At 67.6% G+C, this 19,830-nt stretch carries 19 protein-coding genes; 15 read left to right on the plus strand and 4 right to left on the minus strand.

Annotated elements, in window-relative coordinates:
• Positions 1-18 precede the first annotated feature (18 nt).
• The 4 genes from AC3A4E_RS09755 (at position 19) to AC3A4E_RS09770 (ending at position 2,662) form a co-directional block, all read left to right on the plus strand.
• The gene (locus AC3A4E_RS09755; protein WP_487631288.1) at positions 19-411 is read left to right on the plus strand and encodes a RidA family protein; all 393 of its coding nucleotides are present in this window, start codon (positions 19-21) and stop codon (positions 409-411) included.
• Positions 408-1,187 carry a 3-oxoadipate enol-lactonase gene (pcaD, locus tag AC3A4E_RS09760; RefSeq protein ID WP_487631289.1) on the plus strand — a complete coding sequence of 260 codons (780 nt, stop codon included), beginning with the start codon at positions 408-410 and terminating at the stop codon, positions 1,185-1,187. The genes AC3A4E_RS09755 and pcaD overlap by 4 nt, the downstream gene beginning before the upstream one ends.
• A 68-nt stretch (positions 1,188-1,255) precedes the next feature.
• Positions 1,256-2,059, plus strand: a complete 804-nt coding sequence (locus AC3A4E_RS09765) for a DcaP family trimeric outer membrane transporter (protein WP_487631290.1) — start codon at positions 1,256-1,258, stop codon at positions 2,057-2,059.
• A 75-nt stretch (positions 2,060-2,134) separates the two neighbouring features.
• The gene (locus AC3A4E_RS09770; protein ID WP_487631291.1) at positions 2,135-2,662 is read left to right on the plus strand and encodes a hypothetical protein; all 528 of its coding nucleotides are present in this window, start codon (positions 2,135-2,137) and stop codon (positions 2,660-2,662) included.
• 162 nt (positions 2,663-2,824) lie between these two features.
• Here the strand turns inward: AC3A4E_RS09770 and AC3A4E_RS09775 are convergent, their stop codons facing one another.
• Entirely contained in the window at positions 2,825-3,229 is a 405-nt protein-coding gene (locus tag AC3A4E_RS09775) for a (R)-mandelonitrile lyase (RefSeq protein WP_487631292.1), read from the minus strand.
• Between the two features lie 403 nt (positions 3,230-3,632).
• On the opposite strand from AC3A4E_RS09775, the gene AC3A4E_RS09780 reads away from it, so the two are divergent.
• The 11 genes from AC3A4E_RS09780 (at position 3,633) to AC3A4E_RS09830 (ending at position 14,230) form a co-directional block, all read left to right on the plus strand.
• The gene (locus AC3A4E_RS09780; protein ID WP_487631293.1) at positions 3,633-4,865 is read left to right on the plus strand and encodes an MFS transporter; all 1,233 of its coding nucleotides are present in this window, start codon (positions 3,633-3,635) and stop codon (positions 4,863-4,865) included.
• A gap of 222 nt (positions 4,866-5,087) precedes the next feature.
• Complete coding sequence (gene mdcA / locus AC3A4E_RS09785) at positions 5,088-6,734, plus strand: malonate decarboxylase subunit alpha (RefSeq protein ID WP_487631294.1); 1,647 nt, start codon at positions 5,088-5,090, stop codon at positions 6,732-6,734.
• Between the two features lie 9 nt (positions 6,735-6,743).
• Positions 6,744-7,064 carry a malonate decarboxylase acyl carrier protein gene (gene mdcC / locus AC3A4E_RS09790; RefSeq protein ID WP_487631295.1) on the plus strand — a complete coding sequence of 107 codons (321 nt, stop codon included), beginning with the start codon at positions 6,744-6,746 and terminating at the stop codon, positions 7,062-7,064.
• Complete coding sequence (locus AC3A4E_RS09795) at positions 7,061-7,969, plus strand: biotin-independent malonate decarboxylase subunit beta (protein WP_487631296.1); 909 nt, start codon at positions 7,061-7,063, stop codon at positions 7,967-7,969. Before mdcC ends, AC3A4E_RS09795 begins: the two co-directional genes overlap by 4 nt.
• Positions 7,966-8,676 carry a biotin-independent malonate decarboxylase subunit gamma gene (gene mdcE / locus AC3A4E_RS09800; protein WP_487631297.1) on the plus strand — a complete coding sequence of 237 codons (711 nt, stop codon included), beginning with the start codon at positions 7,966-7,968 and terminating at the stop codon, positions 8,674-8,676. Before AC3A4E_RS09795 ends, mdcE begins: the two co-directional genes overlap by 4 nt.
• Complete coding sequence (mdcG, locus tag AC3A4E_RS09805) at positions 8,669-9,319, plus strand: malonate decarboxylase holo-[acyl-carrier-protein] synthase (protein WP_487631298.1); 651 nt, start codon at positions 8,669-8,671, stop codon at positions 9,317-9,319. Before mdcE ends, mdcG begins: the two co-directional genes overlap by 8 nt.
• Complete coding sequence (gene mdcB, locus AC3A4E_RS09810; protein ID WP_487631299.1) at positions 9,316-10,173, plus strand: triphosphoribosyl-dephospho-CoA synthase MdcB; 858 nt, start codon at positions 9,316-9,318, stop codon at positions 10,171-10,173. The genes mdcG and mdcB overlap by 4 nt, the downstream gene beginning before the upstream one ends.
• Complete coding sequence (gene mdcH, locus AC3A4E_RS09815) at positions 10,170-11,090, plus strand: malonate decarboxylase subunit epsilon (protein ID WP_487631300.1); 921 nt, start codon at positions 10,170-10,172, stop codon at positions 11,088-11,090. The genes mdcB and mdcH overlap by 4 nt, the downstream gene beginning before the upstream one ends.
• Positions 11,091-11,176: 86 nt before the next feature.
• Complete coding sequence (locus tag AC3A4E_RS09820; RefSeq protein WP_487631301.1) at positions 11,177-12,544, plus strand: SLC13 family permease; 1,368 nt, start codon at positions 11,177-11,179, stop codon at positions 12,542-12,544.
• 105 nt (positions 12,545-12,649) lie between these two features.
• Positions 12,650-13,363, plus strand: a complete 714-nt coding sequence (locus AC3A4E_RS09825; RefSeq protein WP_487631302.1) for a GntR family transcriptional regulator — start codon at positions 12,650-12,652, stop codon at positions 13,361-13,363.
• An 87-nt stretch (positions 13,364-13,450) separates the two neighbouring features.
• The gene (locus AC3A4E_RS09830; protein WP_487631303.1) at positions 13,451-14,230 is read left to right on the plus strand and encodes a TerC family protein; all 780 of its coding nucleotides are present in this window, start codon (positions 13,451-13,453) and stop codon (positions 14,228-14,230) included.
• 84 nt (positions 14,231-14,314) lie between these two features.
• Here AC3A4E_RS09830 and AC3A4E_RS09835 read toward each other — a convergent pair whose 3' ends face one another.
• From AC3A4E_RS09835 to AC3A4E_RS09845, 3 genes are all read right to left on the minus strand, one after another.
• Positions 14,315-15,076, minus strand: coding sequence for a class I SAM-dependent methyltransferase (locus tag AC3A4E_RS09835; RefSeq protein WP_487631304.1), 762 nt, complete (start codon positions 15,074-15,076; stop codon positions 14,315-14,317).
• 83 nt (positions 15,077-15,159) lie between these two features.
• The gene (locus tag AC3A4E_RS09840; RefSeq protein WP_487631305.1) at positions 15,160-18,411 is read right to left on the minus strand and encodes an error-prone DNA polymerase; all 3,252 of its coding nucleotides are present in this window, start codon (positions 18,409-18,411) and stop codon (positions 15,160-15,162) included.
• Positions 18,408-19,829, minus strand: a complete 1,422-nt coding sequence (locus tag AC3A4E_RS09845) for a Y-family DNA polymerase (protein ID WP_487631306.1) — start codon at positions 19,827-19,829, stop codon at positions 18,408-18,410. The genes AC3A4E_RS09840 and AC3A4E_RS09845 overlap by 4 nt, the downstream gene beginning before the upstream one ends.
• Position 19,830 lies beyond the last annotated feature (1 nt).

A 19,830-nucleotide genomic window follows, 5' to 3' on the forward strand; every position in this document is an offset into this window, starting at 1 on the left:
GCACGCGACGACCGGCGGATGATCGTGCCGCCCGGCATGGAACAGGTGCTGGCCAAGGTGGGTTACGCGCCGGCCGCCCAGGTCGGCAACACGATCTACGTGTCGGGCCAGATCGGCCGCGATGCCGACATGCAACTCGTCGAAGGCCGTGAAGCGCAGATCGTGCAGGCTTTCGAGAACCTCAGGACGGTGCTGGCAGCAGCCGGCGCCACGATGGACGACATCGTCGACCTGACCACCTGGCACACCGACCTGCGCGACATGCCGCTGTACATGCAGGTGCGCGACCGCTACTTCGGCGACTTCCGCCCGACATGGACCGCGATCGGCGCGCACATGCTCTGCGGACAGCCGGGTTACATCATCGAGATCAAGGCGGTCGCCGTGCTGCGCGCGCAGGTGCCGGCATGAGCGGCACGTTCCTCGAACTGCCGACGCATCGCCTGCACTACCGGGTCGAAGGCGCCGTCGGCGCACCATGGCTGGTGTTCTGCAATTCGCTGGGCACCGATCTGTCGATGTGGGACGCACAGGCTGCGGCCTTTGCGAGCGACTTCCGCGTGCTGCGTTACGACCGGCGCGGTCACGGCGCATCGACCGCGCCAACCGGCGCATACACCCTCGCTGATCTCGGCGGCGACGTCGTCGCGCTGTTCGACGCACTGGGCATCGAACGCGCGCACTACTGCGGCCTGTCGATCGGCGGCCTCGTCGCGCAGTGGCTCGCGCTGCACGCGTCGTCGCGGATCGAGCGCGTTGCGGTCTGCGCGACCGCCGCGAAGATCGGCAACGCCGAGGGCTGGCGCACGCGCATCGCCGATGTCGAAGCGAAGGGCCTGGACTGGATGACCGGCGTGACCGCCGAACGCTGGTTCGGTGCGGCCTTTCGCGAGGCGCATGCGGACGAGGTGCAACGCATCCTCGCCGGCTTCGTCGCGACCTCGATCGCGGGCTACGGGGGCTGCTGTGCCGCGCTCGCCGACGCCGACCTGCGCACCGACGTCGCCGGCATCGACATCCCGCTGCTGGCGATCTCCGGTAACGACGATCCGGTAAGCCCGCCCGCAGATCTGCAGGCGATCGCCGATGCCTGCGGCGGACGTCACGTGTCGCTGCCCGGCCGCCATCTCGTCAACGTCGAATCGCCGGACGCTTTCAACGCCGCACTGCGCGACTTCCTGTCCTGACCCGCTCCACGCGTCGCCCGCCGGCGGCCGTCCATCCACGTTCCATCGCATGTTCCTGGGAGGGAAACATGGTCTCACCCGCTGCCGCACTTCGTCGCGTCACGCTCGCGTGCGCAATCACCGCCGCGCTGTACGCGCCCGCTGCCTTCGCGCAATCGCCGAAGGAATCCGAGCAGGACGCACGCATCCAGCAACTCGAATCCGAGCTGCTCGCCCTGAAGGAGATCGTGCAGGCGCAGCAGGCGCAGATCGCCGGCACCCGGATCGAGACCGCGCCCGCCGCCGGTGCACCGGCCGCTGTCGCGGCGACGACACCGGCAACCACGGCCGGCGCCTCCGGCGCTGCCGTCACCGCCTCGGCGCCTGCCGGCAAGGCGCCAATCCAGGCGACCTCGATCGTCAACGGTGACAGCCGTTTCAGCTACGGCGGCTTCATCAAGCTCGACGCCCTGTCGACCTGGACCAGCGATGGTCCGATCGCCGACGGCACGCCGGGGCGCATGTTCTATTTCCCGACCGCGACGCCGGTCAACTCAGGCCCCGGCGAGAGCTACACCGACTTCCACGCGCAGTTCTCGCGCATCTGGTTCGGCGTCGACCGCGTGACCAGCGGCGGCGACACGATCAAGGGCTATGTGGAATTCGACTTCTTCGGTGGCGGCAACAGCAACGTCGGCAACGAGAAATTCTCCAACGGCTATCCGCCGACGCTGCGCCACGCCTACGTGCAGTGGAACAAGTGGCTGGCCGGCCAGACGTGGAGCAATGCGGTCGATCTGGGCTCGCTGCCCGAGAGCGTCGACTTCGTCGGCATCGTCGACGGCACCCTGTTCGCGCGCCAGGCGCAGATCCGCTACACCACCGGCAACTAGTCGTTCTCGCTGGAGAATCCGCAGACCTGGTACCAGAACGGCAGCCCGGCGCACATCCAGTCCGGCCAGAACAACGTGCCCGATGCCACCGCACGCTGGCAGACCAGAGGCGACTGGGGCCACTTCAGCGTCGCCGGCATCGCACGCCAGCTGCGCACCCAGACCGACCGCACAACGGGCGCGGCCCTGAGTGTCGCCGGTTCGTTCAAGCTCGGCGCCAGCGACACGCTGCAGTACACGCTCAGCGGCGGTCCGGGCCTCGGCCGCTACATCGGCTTCGGCATGGCGCCCGATGCCTACGTCGATGTCGACGGCGCGCTGGAAGCCCAGGATCTCGTCGCCGGTTTCGCCGCGTGGCGCCACGACTGGAACGACCGCCTGCGTAGCACGCTGGCCTACTCGGCCGCGCACATCGACACCGACCTCGCCGCCATCGGACCGCTGGCGACGAAGAAGACCCAGTCCTGGCGCTACAACCTGATCTATTCGCCGTTCCCGCGCCTGGACGTCGGCGCCGAGATCAGCTGGGGTGAGCGCACCCTGTCGAACGGCGAGTCCGGCGATCTGCGTCGCCTGCACACGACGGTGAAGTACACGTTCTAGGACGGACGCGATGCCACGCGTTCCAGGAGGCGGCATCCGGGCCGCCTCCGTGCTGTCTGCAGACGCCTCCCCTCTCCTCGCATCGCTATTGGCGACCCGTCGTGCCTCATTCGCGCCTGGTATCGGACGCGCCAATGTCGCGTGCCGGCGTCGACCTCCGGATCAAGGCGCCTTGCCCGGATACTGCGCGTCGCTGACCTGTTCCAGCCACGTGACTGCCGTGCCGTCCTGCGATTCGGCGATCGCGATGTGCGTCATCGCAGTCTCGGGGCCTGCGCCGTGCCAGTGCTTGATACCCGGCGGAATCCAGACGATATCGCCGACGCGGATCGGCTCGGCCTCACCTTCCCAGCGCTGCACGAAACCGGCGCCCGCGGTGACGATCAGCGTCTGCCCCAACGGATGCGTATGCCACGCAGTGCGTGCGCGGGGTTCGAACGTCACCGTGACGCCACCCACGCGCGCGGGTGCTTCGGTCTGGAACGGTGCATCGAGGCGGACCTGGCCGGTGAAATAGTCCGCCGGGCCTGCGGTGGATGGTTGAGTGCCTGCACGGGTGATCTTCATGTCGGAATGCTCCTGCGCGAATGCGGGAAGGACGAGGGCCGCCACTAAAGCAGCGACCAGGCGTGTGGCACGCGGCAGCGCCGTGATGCGATGCGCCGGAACATCATGCGCGCACCCGCGCATCGATCGACGCGCTGCTGCAGGTGCGCCGGTACCGGTCGCCTTGGCGCGATGCCGCACCTGGGGCATTGCTCACTTCACCGCTGTCCGGATGGAGCGTACGTATGACCGATCTCCAGAACGCGACAGACCGTGTCGCTGCCGCGCAAGACGGGCGCTGCGCGAGGCTCTAATCTGCAGCCCCCACATGACCCGCGCATCCGGCGCAGTCGCCCGGCCGCGATGATCAGCGGATTTCTGCTGACGCACGCTGCCGCGCCACACCGGAACGCCATCGCATCCGATGTCCGACCCCGTACACCTCCCTGAAGCCGCGGCTGCGCCCGCAGCCGACCTCTCCACCCCGCCCCAGGGCTTCGCGATCCGCGTCGTCGGTGCGGCGGCGTTCGCGCATCTGCTCAACGATCTGATCCAGGCGATGCTGCCGGCGATCTTCCCGATGCTGAAGGGCGATTTCGACCTGGACTTCGGCCAGATCGGCGTGATCGCGCTGGTCTACCAGATCACCGCGTCGCTGCTGCAGCCGTGGATCGGTCTGTACACCGACAAGCGTCCCCTGCCCTGGCTGTTGCCGGCCGGCATGGCGGTGACATTCGTGGGCATTGCCGTGCTGGCGATGGCGCACAGTTATTCGATGCTGCTCGTCGCAGCGGCGATCGTCGGCGTGGGCTCGGCGACCTTCCACCCGGAAGCCTCGCGCGTGGCACGGATGGGTTCGGGCGGACGCTTCGGCACGGCGCAGTCGACATTCCAGGTCGGCGGCAACACGGGTTCGGCGATCGGCCCATTGCTGGCCGCGGCCATCGTGATTCCACACGGGCAGTCCGCCATTGCGTGGTTCCTGCTGGTCGCCGCGCTCGCAGTCTTCGTGCTGCTGCGGCTGACCAAATGGACGGTGCTGCATGGTCAGGCGCGCCTGACGCGTCTTGCGGTCACGCGCGGCACCGGACTGCCGCGCGGCAAGATCGTGCAGGCGATCGCGGTGGTGTCGGTGCTGATGTTCGCGAAATTCGTCTACATCGCCTCGTTCACCAACTACTTCACGTTCTATCTGATCCAGCGCTTCGGCGTGAGCGTGCAACAGAGCCAGGTCTATCTGTTCCTGTTCCTCGGCGCGATCGCGCTGGGCACGTTCGCCGGTGGTCCGATCGGCGATCGCATCGGCCGCAAGGCGGTGATCTGGATTTCCTTCCTTGGTGTCGCGCCGTTCGCGCTTGCCCTGCCCCACGTCGGTCTGGTGATGACGGCCGTACTCGCGGTGCTCATCGGTCTGGTGATGTCGTCGGCCTTCGCCGCGCTGGTCGTCTACGCACAGGAAGCCGTGCCCGGCCGCGTCGGCATGGTCTCCGGCCTGATGTTCGGGTTGATGTTCGGCATCGGCGGCATCGGCGCCGCCGCACTCGGCCAGCTTGCCGATGCACGCGGCATCGTCTGGGTCTATCAGGTCACCGCGTTCCTGCCCCTGCTCGGCCTGGCGACGGCCCTGTTGCCGCTGACGAAGGGGCGCAATCCCTGAGACGGCGGTCCGCACAACAGCCAGGCGCACACGCTCGCGTCCGGCCCTGCCGTGTCGTTGTGCCGCTCACCGGAAGCCCATCGCAATGGGCTTTGACAGCAAACCGCTGACCGAGTCTTCAGCGCTTGAATACGCCGCAACCGCCTGTCGGAATGCTGCGCTGCAAGGTTGCGCCTCTTTCATAATTATGGAGTAATTAATCCATCATCACGAGAGACCGCCATGGCGCAGCCCAGCTGGGACCACCGCGAACGCAGCCGCCGCACCCGTCTGGAACGGGCGTCCGAATGGACGACCGGACACGAGGTCGCCGCGGCTGATATCGGGCATCTGCTGCACGCGATCCTCGAGCCGGGCGACAAGGTCTGCCTGGAGGGCAACAACCAGAAGCAGGCGGATTTCCTCGCCCGGTCGCTCGCCGATCTCGACCCCGCCCGCATCCACGATCTACACATGGTGCAGTCGGTGCTGTCGCTGCCGTCGCACCTCGACGTGTTCGAACGCGGCATCGCATCGAAGCTCGACTTCTCGTTCTCCGGCCCTCAGGCCGTGCGGCTGGCCAACCTGGTCGCTGAAGGCCGCATCCAGATCGGCGCGATCCACACCTATCTGGAACTGTTCGGCCGCTACTTCATCGATCTCACCCCGGGCGTCGCGCTGGTCGCCGCGCAGGCGGCCGATCGCCACGGCAATCTCTACACCGGCCCGAATACCGAAGACACGCCGGTGATCGTCGAGGCCACCGCGTTCGGCGGCGGCATCGTGATCGCCCAGGTCAACGAGATCGTCGACACCCTCCCCCGCGTCGACATTCCCGGTGACTGGGTCAACTTCGTGGTGCAGGCGCCGAAGCCGAACCACATCGAACCGCTGTTCACCCGCGACCCCGCGCAGATCTCCGAAATCCAGGTACTGATGGCGATGATGGCCATCAAGGGCATCTACGCCGAATACGGCGTCAACCGGCTCAATCACGGCATCGGTTTCGACACTGCTGCGATCGAACTGCTGCTGCCCACCTACGCAGAATCGCTGGGGCTCAAGGGCAGGATCTGCCAGCACTGGGCGCTCAATCCGCATCCGGCGCTGATTCCGGCGATCGAATCGGGCTTCGTCAAATCCGTGCACTCCTTCGGTTCGGAACTCGGCATGGAGCAGTACATCGCCGCGCGCGGGGATGTGTTCTTCACCGGCGCAGACGGTTCGATGCGTTCGAACCGCGCGTACTCGCAGACCGCCGGCCTCTATGCCTGCGACATGTTCATCGGCTCGACGCTGCAGGTCGATCTGCAGGGCAACAGTTCGACCGCGACGCGCGATCGCATCGCCGGCTTCGGCGGCGCACCGAACATGGGCTCGGACGCGCGCGGCCGCCGCCACGCCAGCGAGGCCTGGCTCAAGGCCGGACAACAGGCCGCACGTCCGGGCGAAATGCCGCGCGGCCGCAAGCTGGTCGTGCAGATGGTCGAGACCTTCCGCGAACACATGGCACCGGCCTTCGTCGAACGCCTCGATGCCTGGGAACTCGCCGAACGCGCGTCGATGCCGCTGCCGCCGGTGATGATCTACGGCGACGACGTCAGCCACGTACTGACCGAGGAAGGCATCGCCAACCTGCTGCTGTGCCGCACACCGGAGGAACGCGAACAGGCGATCCGCGGCGTCGCCGGCTACACGGCCGTGGGCCTGGGACGCGACCGCGCGATGGTCGAGAACCTGCGCGACCGCGGCGTGATCCGCCGTCCCGAAGACCTCGGCATCAACGTGCGCGATGCCAGCCGCGACCTGCTGGCCGCGCGCTCGGTCAAGGATCTCGTGCGCTGGTCCGGCGGTCTGTACAACCCGCCCAAACGCTTCCGCAACTGGTAAGGGCCTGCGATGGAAACCCTCGATTATCGATTCGATGGCACGACGTCCGTCCGCTTCGCCGGCGATGCGGTGCTGGTCGGCGTGCTCGCCTCGGGCAATCTCGAAGTGCTGCTGGAACCGGCCACGCAGGACGGCGCGCTGACCGTGCGCATCGTCACCGCGGCGCAGGGCTTCGGCACGATCTGGCAGGCGGTGATCGCCGACTTCGCCCGGCGCCATCCGCTGCGCGACGTGCGCGTGTCGATCAACGATGCCGGCGCCACACCCGCCGTCGTGAGCCTGCGTCTCGACCAGGCCGTCGAAACCCTGCATGCCGGGAGCCGCGCATGAGCCTCGCGCGCCGACACAGCTTCTACGAGGCCGATGCGCGCGAACGCATCGCCGGTCTGCTCGACACGGATTCGTTCGTCGAATTTCTCGGACCGACGCATCGCGCGATGAGTCCGCATCTGGCCCAGCTCGACCAGCCGGCGGCGTTCGACGACGGCATCGTCGTCGGCGCGGGCAGCTTGCGCGGCAGGTCCGTACTGGTCGCCGCGCAGCAGGGCGAATTCATGGGCGGCGGCGTCGGCGAAGTGCACGGCGCCAAGCTCACCGGCCTGCTGCGTCGTGCGGCTGCGCAGAAGCCCGACGGCGTCCTGCTGCTGCTCGACACCGGCGGCGTGCGTCTGCACGAAGCGAATGCGGGCCTGATCGCGATCTCCGAAATCATGCGCGCCACGCTCGCCGTGCGTGCGGCCGGCGTGCCGGTGGTCGCCCTGATCGGCAGTGGCAATGGTGCATTCGGCGGCATGGGCATCGTCGCCCGCTGCTGCACGACGGTGATCATGTCCGAGGAAGGCCGTCTGTCGCTGTCGGGCCCGGAAGTGATCGAGACCGTGCGCGGCGTGGAGGAATTCGACTCGCGCGACCGCGCCCTGGTCTGGCGCGTCACGGGCGGCAAGCATCGCTATCTGATCGATCAGGCGCAGATGCTGGTGCCCGATGCGATCGAGGCCTTCGCGCAGGCGGCGTTCGATGCGCTGCAGCCGGACACGGCCAGCATCGATACCGACGATGCACTCGCGGCATTGCAGGCACGCCACACCGCGCTGGCAGCACGCGCGCAGGCCTGGGGCGACTGCCGCGACGGGCTGGAGATCTGGACGCTGCAGGGCATTGCCGATCCGGACCGCCTGCCGCTGCTCGAGACCGACGCCTTCCTCGCTGCCACCGCGAACCGGAGCCTGCCATGACCGCGCCGCTCGAAACGCTGCTCGACGCGCTGTTTCCGCGCGGCCACGCCATCGCGATCAATGACTCGGTCCTGACCGGGCACGCGACCACCGACGATGGCGACGTCACCGTCATCGGCACCACCGACAAGATCGAAGTCGGCGTCGACCATGCGCTGGCGCTCTCCGACACCGTACTCGCCAGCACCGCCGCGCATCCGCAGCGACCGATCGTGATGCTGGTCGATACCGCCGGACAGCGCCTCGCGCGTCGCGACGAACTGCTGGGTATCAACGGTTACTTCGCGCATCTTGCGCAGACACTGGATCTCGCGCGGCGACGCGGCGCGATGCTGGTGACCCTGGTCTACGGCGAATCGGTCAGCGGCGGCTTCCTGTCGTTCGGGCTGATGGCCGACCACATCCACGCCCTGCCCGATGCGCAGGTGCGCGTGATGGATCTGCGCGCGATGGCGCGCGTGACCAAACAGCCGCTGGAAAAACTGCAGGCCCTGAGTCGTACCTCGCCGGTGTTCGCGCCCGGTGTGGAGAACTACGTGGCGATGGGCGCGGTGCAATCAGTATGGGACGGCGATCTCGCGCAGGCGCTGCTGCAGGCCTTGCGCACGCCGGCTGACGGCGATCGCCGCGCGGTGCTGGGCGCCGAACGTGGCGGGCGCACGCTCTCGGCCCTCGTTGCAGCCGCGGTGGCCAACGGCGATGCCTGAGCGGCTCGCCCGCCACACGCTGGTCTGGCTGTCGGCCGACGCCGACTGGCAGGCCGACCTGGCCGCACACGAATCGCGCCTGACGGCATGGTTCGCGCACGGATTCCCCGCGGTCGTCGCACGACGCACTGCGAGCGATCCCGATCCGCGCGTGCGCCTCGGCGTGCCACTGCCTCCGAACGAAAGCAAGCAACGCCTGTCGTTGCGCGTGCCGATGCAGCATGTGGTCTGTCACCAGTCGCCGCTGGGCCTGCGTGATGCCATCACACGACTGGATGCGCGCCTGCCCGACGACTGGCGTGATGCGATGACCGCACTCGATGCCCTCCAGCCGGCACGCGTGTTCGGCGCCTTCGCCTGGCAGGCGCTGACCGGTCTGGCCTACGTGCATGCACGTTCGGACATCGATCTACTGTGGACGGTGGACGACGCCGCGCAGGCCGATGCACTCGTCGCACGTCTGCTGGCCTGGGAATCGAAAACCGGCAAGCGTGTCGACGGTGAGCTGTGTCTGGCCGACGGCAGCGCCGTGCACTGGCGCGAATACGCCGGCGGGACGCGCCAGGTGCTGGTCAAGCGCATCGACGGCGCGATGCTGGAATATCGCGAGCGTCTGTTTGCCGCGCAGGACGTGGCCGCATGAACGCCGTCGCGCGCAGCGTCTCCACGCCCTGCGTCGACATCGACAGCGCACGTCTGGGCCGGCTCGCGATCGCCAGCCTGCATGCCGAACTCGCCTGCGATCTGAAACCCGGACTGGTGACCCCGTTCGACACCGGCAGCCACGACGACATGGATGCCGGCACTTTCCTGCGCAGTCTGTTCGCGCTGCGGCATTACTTCCGCGCGATTGCATCCGCAGGCGCGCGCGGCGAGGACTTCGAGGTGCTGCGGCAGCACGGCATCGCGGCCGAGACTGCGATGCTGCGCGCGACCGGTGGCGTCAACACGCATCGGGGCGCGATCTTCAGTCTCGGCCTGCTGGTCGCATCCGCTGCGTCGCATCGACAGGCATCCGGCACTACACCGACTGGCGAGCAGGTCTGTGATGGCGTGCGGCATTGGGCGCATGCGCTCGATGCCGCGCCGCTCGATCCGCACAGCCCCGGCCAGCGTGCACGTGCGCGCCATCGTGTCGCCGGCGTCCGCGAACAGGCGGCGGCCGGCTATCCGATCCTGCGCACGCTCGCGCTGCCGACCTTGCGTCATGCACTGGGCGCCGGCCTGTCTCGCGAAGCAGGGCTGTGCCACACGCTGATGCACCTCATCGCGCACGTCGACGATCTCAACCTGCTGCATCGCGGCGGTGCTGAAGGCCTGCAGTGGGCGCGCGAACAGGCGACCGGATTCATCGACGACGGCGGCGCGTTCGCGCCCGGTTGGCGCGCCCGTCTGCAGTCGATCTGCAACGCATTCGCCGCGCGCCGGCTCAGCCCCGGCGGCAGCGCCGACCTGCTGGCCTGCAGCTGGTTCCTGCTGCAGCAGGAGGCCGTATGAGTCTCGCCCTGCTCTGCCCCGGCCAAGGCGCGCAACACGCCGCGATGTTCGATCGCGTGCGTGACGTGGCCGCCGCGCAATCGATTCTCGAGGCGGCTGCGGATGTGCTCGGTCGCACCGTAGACAGCGCCGCTGCAGCCGACGACCGCTTCGACAACGCCAATGCGCAGCCACTTTTGTGCGCGGCCAGCCTCGCCCACTGGAAAGGCCTGCGCGACCGTGTGCCGACGCCCCTGCTGGTCGCCGGCTACAGCATCGGCGAACTGGCGGCGCATGCGATTGCCGGCAGCTTCGATGCGCCGACCTGCCTCACGCTGTCGACGCAGCGCGCCCGGTTGATGGACGACGCCAGCCCATCAGATGCAGGCATGCAGGCCGTACTCGGCCTGGAGCGCGATCCATTGCAGGCCCTGTGCACCGCGCACGACACGCACATCGCCATCGCCAACGGATCCGATCACTTCGTCGTCGGCGGACGTCTCGATGCGCTGCGGGCACTGGCCGATGCCGCGACCGCGCGCGGCGCCGAAGTCCGTCCGTTGCCGGTGCACGTGCCAGCGCACACGCCCTTGCTCGCAGACGCCGCGCGCGGATTCGCGCAGGTGCTCGCCGAAGCCTCGATCCAGATGCCGACGCTGCCGGTACTCGCCGGCATCGATGCGCGTGCGGTACGCGACCGCGCCGCCGTCGAACGCACGCTGTCGCTTCAGCTCGCGCAGACCGTCGAATGGGCGCAAGTCATGCGCCAGGCGTTCGAACGCGGCGCGCGCGTGTTCCTGCAACTGGGTCCCGGCAATGCGCTCGCGCGCATGGTCGCGCCCGCGTATCCGTGCTGCGAAGTGCGCGCGGTCGAAGAGTTCCGGAGTCTGGACGGTGCTGCCGATTGGGTGCACGCCGCGCTGGGCCGGATGCAATGAGGGTGCGGCACCGCAAGTAGGAGCGTTGACCCGGGATGGCGGGCTTCCATCCGTGTCGTAGCCGAGTCAGGTGTCTGGGAGGGCGCATGAGTCCACAAATCGCAACGATCATCGGTCTGGTGATCATGTTCATCGTCGCCACCGCGTTGCCCATCAACATGGGCGCGGTCGCGTTCGCGCTCGCCTTCATCATCGGCGGCCTCTTCGTCGGCATGGAAGGCAAGGAAGTGCTCGCCGGGTTTCCGGGCGATCTGTTCCTCACCCTCGTCGGCATCACGTATCTCTTCGCCATCGCACAGAAGAACGGCACGATCGATCTGCTGGTGCACTGGGCGGTACGCGCGGTGCGCGGACGCATCGTCGCCATTCCGTGGGTGATGTTCGTGGTCACCGCGGTGCTCACCGCGTTCGGTGCGCTGGGTCCGGCAGCGGTCGCGATTATCGGTCCGGTCGCGCTGCGCTTCGCCAAGCAGTACAAGATCAATCCGCTGATGATGGGCCTGCTGGTGATCCATGGCGCGCAGGCTGGCGGTTTCTCGCCGATCAGCGTCTACGGCAGCATCACCAACGGCGTCGTGCAGAAGGCCGGGCTCGAAGTCACCGAGATGGCGGTGTTTCTGACCAGCCTCGGTTTCAACCTGATGATGGGCGTGATCTGCTTCTTCGCCTTCGGTGGCATTTCGCTGCTGCGCCGCGGTTCGGTGACGATGGCGGCGACGACGGGCGGCGGCGAATTCGCGGTCGCCGGCGGCCCGCAGGCCTCGTCGCGGCAGTTCGCGATCGAAGGCCACGGCGCACTGCTGTCGGCCGGCGGCGGCACGCTGTCGAACGATCCCGATGCGCTCGAAGCCGTCGGCATGACCCGCGAGCGGCTGTTCACCCTGATCGGCCTGGCCGGCCTCGGCGTCGGCGCGCTCATCTACGATCTCAACGTCGGTCTCGTGTCGATCACGGTCGCCGTGGTGCTCGCCCTGCTCTCGCCCAACAGCCAGAAAGGCGCGGTCGACGGCATCAGCTGGTCGACGGTGCTGCTGATCTCCGGCGTGGTGACCTATATCGGTGTGCTGCAGAACGCGGGCGCGGTCGATTTCGTCGGCCACGGCGTATCGAGCATCGGCATTCCGCTGCTGGGCGCGCTGCTGGTCTGTTACGTCGGCGGCATCGTGTCGGCGTTCGCCTCGTCTGCCGCGGTGCTGGGCGCGACGATTCCGCTGGCGGTGCCGTTCCTGATGCAGGGCCATCTGAGCGCGGCCGGTGTGATCTGCGCGCTGGCGGTGTCGTCGACAGTCGTCGATGTCAGCCCGTTCTCGACCAACGGCGCGCTGGTGGTGGCGTCAGCTGCGAAGGAAGAACGCGAGGCGCTGTTCCGACGGTTCCTGATCTACAGCGGTCTGGTGGTCGCGTTCGCACCGCTGCTGGCCTGGCTGCTGTTCGTCGTGCCGGGCTGGATGTAAGCCTGCGTGCCACGCGGCGCCCGGCCTGTCGCCCCTCCGCGGCAGGCCGGGCCGACCGCACGTGACTCCCGATACACTGCAACGTCCTGGATTTCCGCTCAGATCATGGCCATCGGCTCCACACCCACACGCAAGCGTGCACCGCTCTACGAAGAAGTCGCCGAGCAGGTGCGCGAGCTGATTTACGACTATCAGCTGCCGCCGGGCGAATGGATCGACGAGCCGGGGCTGTGCGAACACCTCGGCATCAGCCGCACACCACTGCGCGAAGCGCTGAAGCTGCTGGCCTCCGAAGGCCTGGTACAGATCGATGCAGGCCGCGGCAGTCGCGTGACCCGTCTGACGCTGGAAGATCTCAACCAGCTGTTCCCGGTAATGGCGATGCTCGAGGGCCGCTGCGCGCACGAGGCGGTGCGCAATCTCGACGACGCCGGGCTCGCGCTGCTGGAAAGCCTGCACGCGGCGATGGAATCGGCGGTCGAGACCGGCAACATCGCCGAGTACTACCGCAACAACTACGTGATCCACGAGACCGTGCAGCGCTACGCGGGCAACCCGTGGCTGATCCGCATCACCCACGATCTGCATCGCATCCTCAAGATGCACCGCGGCCGGCAGTTGCTGACGCCCGGTCGTACGGCGCAGTCGCTGGCCGAACACCGTGCGCTGATGGACTGCTTCCGCAAGCGCGATGCGGACGCCGCCGGCCGCACGATGGAGCAGCATCTGCTGAGCCAGGGCCAGGCGCTCGCCGCCTATGTCGCCTCGGGCGGACAGCTCAACGTGCCGGCCCCGCTACCCACCTCCGGCTCCATCTGATCCACACGCCGCCGTCAGATCCTGCGTGCTCCGATGCGCGCCTGATGGCCGCCGCGTTGCCCAAACCCCACTGAGGACGTGTCACCGATGATGGAATTGATTACCGACCCGCAGGTCTGGATCCTGCTGATCACGCTCAGTGCGATCGAGATCGTGCTGGGCATCGACAACCTGGTCTTCATCTCGATCGCGGTGGCCAAGCTGCCGGTCGAGCAGCGCGAGTTCGCGCGCAAGTTCGGTATCGCGGTCGCGTGCATCACGCGTATCGGCCTGCTGCTGATGCTGGCCTGGCTGGCCGGCCTGACCGAGCCGCTGTTCGAACTGTTCGGACGCGGTATTTCGGTCCGCGATCTGGTGCTGATCCTCGGCGGTCTGTTCCTGATCGTGAAGGGCGCGATGGAGATCCGCGAGCAGCTCAAGGGCGAGGACGGTGAAGCGCACGGCACGGTCGGCAAGGCGACCGCTTCGTTCGGCGCGGTGATCGCGCAGATCGCGGTCATCGACATCGTGTTCTCGCTGGATTCGGTGATCGCCGCGGTCGGCATGGCCGGCGACTACGTGCCGGTGATGGTCTGCGCGATCCTGCTGGCGGTGGCGGTGATGCTGCTGGCGGCACAGCCGCTGGGCAAGTTCATCGACGCGAACCCGACGGTGAAGATGCTGGCACTGGCATTCATCGTGCTGATCGGTGCCTACCTGTTGCTCGACGGCCTGGGCGTGCATGTGCCCAAGGGCTACATCTACGGTTCGATGGGTTTCTCGGCCGCGGTCGAGATGCTGAACCTGTGGGCCAAGCGCAACGCGATGCGCGTGCGCGGCGAGCGCACGCCGCCGGTGGACGAGCCGACCGATCCGTTGCCGCGCTGACGCGGTGTCGCCCGCGCGACGGACGCCTCGGCCATCGCGTGTCAGCAGCAAGCGTCGGCGCATTCGCGCGCCGGCGCGGCGCCTTCAGAGCGGCTCGGCCGCAATCACATAGTCGCGACCGGTCCGCAGACCGCCTTCCTCGGCGATCCGCAGGTGCGCCTCCATGCGCAGCGCCTGTGCATGCGCGTGCATGGCAGCGGCGAGCTGGCGGTCCGCCACGCGCTCGAGCACGCGTCCGCACATGTCGAGTTGTCCGTCGACAAAGCGTGTGCCGAAGCGGATCGGGACCTGTTCGGCATGCAGGACCCGGAAGCCCGCGCGTTCGATCTGCCGCAGCGTCCAGTCGGCCGGGTACTCGCGATACGGGCGGTCGCCGGCCAGCAGCAGACAGGCATCGCGCAGGCGTCCGATGCGCGTGACCAGGCTGCCGGCCGCATCCAGTGCGTCCGGAATCTGCGGCACGTAGGGCTCCAGACCGACGACGTAGAGCCGGCCGCCCGGCGCAACAAGTGCATGCAGGCGTGCGAACAGCTGGTCCTGCCAGTACGGCGCGAATCCTTCGATCGCACCCAGCAGGTAGTCGGCGAGCACGGTGTCGTAGCGTTCGCCGGCAAGTAGCATCGGGTCGAGCCAGTTGCCGACGACCAGACGATCGACTTCGCGCTTGCGCGTGCCCACTTCTGTCTCCGTCTGGCGTGCCATCGAGGCGGCGCCGGTAACGGCGGTCCAGCGGTCGGTGTCCAGCGACAGCAGCCAGCGCATCGAGTTGCGGCCGGTGCCCGAATCGAGCATGGCGCCCCAGGGGCGATCGCCCTGCAGCTCGGCGATCCTGTGATACAGCGACATCGGGGTCCTGTTGCATGCGGCGTGGGAGACGGCCGCAAAAGTTACAACATAACAATTGGAAGAGCCAATTCCGGAAACGGACCTCAGTGGAAATCCCGGGACGGCAGCTGCATGCCGCCGAGCATGCCGCTGAGGTCCTGCAGGTCGCCGGCGATCAGGTGCGCGACGCCGTCCACGCGCTCCCAGCGACCACGGACCGCGAGCAGGCGTGACTCCAGCAATGCGCGACGGCGCCGCAACGCGAGGTGGGGCCAGACGATCACGTTGATCATTCCGGTCTCGTCTTCCAGCGTGACGAAGATCGTGCCCTTGGCCGTCGCCGGGCGCTGGCGTTGGGTGACCAGGCCCGCGACATGCACACCACTGCCGTGCCGGCGATGCTGCAGATCACGCAGGCCGATGATCCGGCGCTCGACCATCTGTGCGCGCAGCAAGGCCATCGGATGCTGACCCAGCGTCAGACCGGTGCTGCGGTAGTCGGACAGGATTTCCTCGCCCGCACGCGGCATCGGAAGTTCGACCTCGTCTTCGTCGGGACTGCCCGGCAGCAGCGGCCGTTGCCGTTCGATGCCCGAGACGGCCCAACGCGCCGCGTTGCGATGCCCGGCCAGCGACGCCAGCGCACCGGATTCGGCGAGCACGCTGCGCGCCTTCTCATCAAGACCGGCGCGCAGGCACAGATCCTGGACGCTGGAAAATGGACGGCGCGCGCGTGCGGCGACGATCGCGTCGGCCATCGTTTCCGACAACCCGGCCACCAGACGCAAGCCGAGCCGGATGTCGGGCTGCGTGCCGGGATCGGCGTCGCTGCACCACGGACGCCCGCCGACCAGCGTGCAATCGCGATCGCTGACCATCACGTCGACCGGCAGCACCTCCACGGGTTCGCGATGCGGACTGCCGCGACGGGCGTCCTGCACGATCTGGCTCGGCGAGTAGAACCCCATCGGCTGCGCATTGAGCAGGCCGCAGGCGAAGGCCGCTGGTTCGTGCCGCTTGAGCCAGCAACTGGCGTAAACCAGTTTCGCGAACGAAGCGGCGTGGCTCTGTGGAAAGCCGTAAGAGCCGAAGCCTTTGATCTGCTCGAAGATCTGCTCGATGAAACCCGGGTCGTAGCCTTTTCTGGTCATGCGCTCACGCACACGCAGTCGGTGCGGCTCCATGTCGCCGCCGCGTCGCCACGCGGCCATGGAACGCCGCAGGTTGTCGGCTTCGCTGTCGGTGTAGTCGGCGCCCTTGATCAGCAGTTCCATGACCTGCTCCTGGAACAGCGGCACGCCGAGTGTGGGTTCCAGGATCTCTGCCACTTCCTCGGACGGATACACGATCTCTTCGGGATTCTGTCGACGCCGCAGGTAGGGATGCACCATATTTCCCTGGATCGGCCCTGGTCGCACGATGGCGACTTCGATCACCAGGTCGTAGAAACGCGCCGGTTTCAGCCGCGGCAACATGGCCATCTGCGCGCGTGATTCGATCTGGAACACGCCGACGGTATCGGCGATCTGGATCATGTCGTAGGTCTGAGGGTCCTCGCCCGGCAAGTTTGCGATCTCGAACGTCCGCCCACGTTGGCCGCGCACCAGATCGAGCGTCTTGCGGATGCAGGTCAGCATGCCCAGCGCGAGGCAATCGACCTTCAACAGCTTCATGGTTTCCAGATCATCCTTGTCCCACTGGATGATCGTGCGGTTGTCCATCGCCGCGTTCTCGACCGGCACCAGATGCGACAGCGGTTCGTTGGAGATCACGAAACCGCCGACGTGCTGCGACAGGTGACGCGGCTGGTCGCGCAACATCTCGGTGATCACGAGAATTCTGCCGATCAGCGGATTGTCGAGATCGAACCCGGCCTCGCTGATGCGCTGTTCCATCGGCGTATCGCCGTTGCCCCAACCGTAGCAATTGGCGAGCAGTGCGATCTGGTCCGGGGGCAGACCGAAGGCCTTGGCGACATCGCGCACTGCGCTCTTGCCGCGATAGCTGATGACCGTCGCTGCTAGTGCAGCACGCTCGCGGCCGTATTTGTTGTAGACGTACTGGATGACCTGCTCGCGTCGCTCGTGTTCAAAGTCGACATCGATATCGGGCGGCTCGTCGCGATCTCTGGAGATGAAACGGGCCATTAGAAGTCGGGCCTCATCGGGATTCACCGCAGTAATGCCGAGTGCGTAGCACACCGCAGAATTAGCGGAAGAACCGCGCCCCTGACACAGGATCCCTTCCCCCCTCGCGTACGCGACGACATCCGCCACCGTCAGAAAAAACGCTTCGTAACCTTTGTATTCGATCAAGGCGAGCTCTTTCTCGATCGATTCGCGCACCTTGGCCGAAGGACCGTCGGGCCAGCGCACATGGAGACCGCGCTCGGTCAACTCACGCAACCACGTCGTCGGCGTATGTCCATCGGGCACCAGCTCGATCGGATAGTCGTAATGCAGTTCGCGCATGCCGAAACTGCAGCGCGCCGCGAGATCGACGGCGGCCTGCATCAGCGCGGCGCCGTAGATGTTGCCGAGTGCACGCCGCGAACGCAGATGCCGTTCGCCGTTGCGGAACAGGTGCTCGCCGCAATCGGCGATCGGTGTGGTGTGGCGAATCGCGGTCAACGTGTCCTGCAGGATGCGTTCGCGCCGCGTCGCCATGTGCACGTCGCCACTGGCGACGGCAGGGATGCCGAGCGTGCGCGACAGTGCCAGCAACGTGGCCAGGCGCTCGGCATCGTCGCATTCGCGGTGCAGTTCCACGGCCAGATGCGTCCGTTCGGGAAACACGTCGCGCAGCCAGGCGCCCCGCCCCGTGTCGGGCGTCGCACCGGGCAGCCACACGGCGAACACCCCAGATGTTTTCCCTCGGAACTCGGCTTCGACATCCGCGCGCGAGAGCCGGTACTGGCCCTTGGTGCCGGCGCGGCGGCCGCGGGTGATCAGCGCGCACAGCTGCGCGTAACCCGCACGGGTTTCGACCAGCAGCACGAAACGCGTGTCGTCGATGAGCCGGAACTCGCTGCCGACGATCAGCTTGAGTCCGGTTTCCTCCGACGCCTCCAGCCCGCGCACGATGCCGGCGAGCGAGCATTCGTCGGTGATCGCGAGCGCGCTGTAGCCGCAGTGCACGGCGCGCGCGAACAGCTGCTCCGCGCTGGACGCGCCGCGCAGGAACGAGAAATCCGACAGGCAGTGCAGCTCTGCATACGCAGGCTGATCGTCGCGGGTGTCGTGGGCGACGTCGTCGTTCGCGGCCGCGCGCAGGCGCCCGGCAACGCGTAGCGCACGCGGCACATGGCTGCCCGGCGTGTCGCGGTCGACACCGTCGATCGCATCGTCCCAGCTCATGCGAACCAGCCGTGCAGCATCCAGCCGTCGAAGCGGCCCGGCGGCACGAAGGCCCAGCCGCGCTGGCCCTCGCGCGTTTCGACCACGTAGTAATCGCGGCGCGCGTCGGCGTCGTCCCACCAGCCGCTTTCCAGACGCTCGGGCCCGGACACGATACGCAGGCCGGCGTCGTGCAGCGGCACCGGTTGTGGCAGCAGCCAGGCCGGACGCGGCGGACGCGCGGGTGCATCCGGAATCGCGCCGCCGCCATCGCCGATGCGGCGCGACCATGCGCGTTCGGGGCGCGGATCACCGGCCGGCGTCACGCGATAGACCGCATCGTCACCGAGCCGTGCGCGCAGACGTTCGCGCAGATGCGGCCAGTCGAGCGCCTGCTGCGGACGGGTATCGAACAGATCGCGCGCGGCCGGCACGAACGGCGGCAGCTCGCGCGCGAGCAGGCGCATCGCGACGACGGGCCTGGCGATCTCGGTGCGTTCGAGCCGGTTGCGCGCGAGTTCGAACAGCATCGTAGACGTGCGCTCGGGCGCGAGCAGGCCGACCTCGACGTCGGTACTGCCTTCTTCGTGTTCCAGGCCGATCACGAAACGCTGCACACCACCATCGCGCGCGGACAGATACGTGCACAGGTCGTTGATCAGGCGCCGCAGCGGAAACAGCAGCGGCGGATGCGCTTCCACTTCGTAACCCAGCTCGACGCGCATGTCGAAGCGGTCCGGCGGCGTGTAGCAGGCGACCGGATCATCGCTCTCGCCATACAGCCTGTGCACGTGCGCCAGTACATCCGCGCCGAACCGGCGTTGCACACCCGCACCCGGCAATTCACGCAAGGCGCCGAGCGTGCGCACGCCCATGCGGTACAGGCGTTCGCCGGCATCGCCCGGCAATGCGGCACGGCGCACCGGCGTGCGATCCAGCAGCGCCGACAGTTCCGCCGCGCCGGTCACCGCGAAGCCATCGCGCAGACCCACCAGCACGCGCGCGGCGGTCGGCGACGGCGCGAGCGCGATGCGATGTGCGAAACCCAGCGCCGACAGTTCCTCGCGCAGCGTGCGTTCGAACTGCGACCATGGCCCGAACAGACGGAAGCTCGCCTGCACTTCGAGCACGATCGCGCGCGACCACTGTTGGCTCACCAGCGAACTGTGGCGATACGCCCAGGCGGCCAGAAAACGATGCGCCGTCGATTCGGCCAGTGGATCGTGCGGTTGCGTGCGCACATCGGCCAGCAGCGCATGCGCCGCCGACAGGCGCATGCCGGCTTTCAGTCCGTGCGTGCCGGCCGCGTCGTTGACGCTGTGCAGCGTGCGCAGCTGCGCAGGCCCTTCGACCAGCGCGAACGGTGCGTCGGGATCCGGCAGACGACGGAGAACGGCGTCGAGCGCCAGTTGCGGCAGGAGAAGACAGGCCCAGAGCATC

This window comes from Luteimonas sp. Soil_N_1, assembly GCF_057656255.1.